The sequence below is a fragment of the Sporolactobacillus sp. KGMB 08714 genome (assembly GCF_036598985.1).
Lineage (GTDB): Bacteria > Bacillota > Bacilli > Bacillales > Sporolactobacillaceae > Sporolactobacillus.
On sequence record NZ_JAUUBW010000072.1, the window covers coordinates 1 to 518 of the forward strand.

General features: G+C 52.5%; 1 protein-coding gene. It reads left to right on the top strand.

The window, feature by feature from the left end; translation table 11 throughout:
* Window positions 1-14: 14 nt before the first annotated feature.
* A partial coding sequence (locus tag Q6A92_RS18810; RefSeq protein WP_332239034.1) for an IS3 family transposase occupies window positions 15-518 on the top strand: 504 nt, incomplete at its 3' end.

Here is a 518-nt window from a genome sequence, read left to right on the forward strand (position 1 = left end):
AATTACAGCGACGGATCAAACAAGTCTTTTATCAGAATCACGGACACTACGGCAGCCCACGAATCCATCAAGCACTGGTGCGCAAGGGTTTGATCGTTTCGCGAAAAACGATTGCCCGCTGGATGAAAGCCATGGGGCTGAGGGCCACATCGAAGAATCGATACATCGCAACGACCGACTCCAGGCACGATCTGAAGATCTATCCCAACCTGCTGAACCGTCAGTTCCACCAGGAGGCGCCCAATCGAGCCTGGGTCACGGATATGACTTATATATGGACCCTGGAGGGCTGGGTGTATCTGGCCTCAGTCATCGACCTGTTTTCACGGAAAGTGGTCGGCTGGCACATGGCCCCGACAATGAAAAAAGAACTCCCTCTACAGGCGCTCAAGTTGGCAATTAGCAAACGTCAGCCGGGTCAGGGCCTGATTCATCACTCGGACCGGGGTTCCCAGTACTGCTCCAAAGAGTATATCGCTCTGATGAAAAAGCACAAGATGCAGATCAGTATGAGCCAT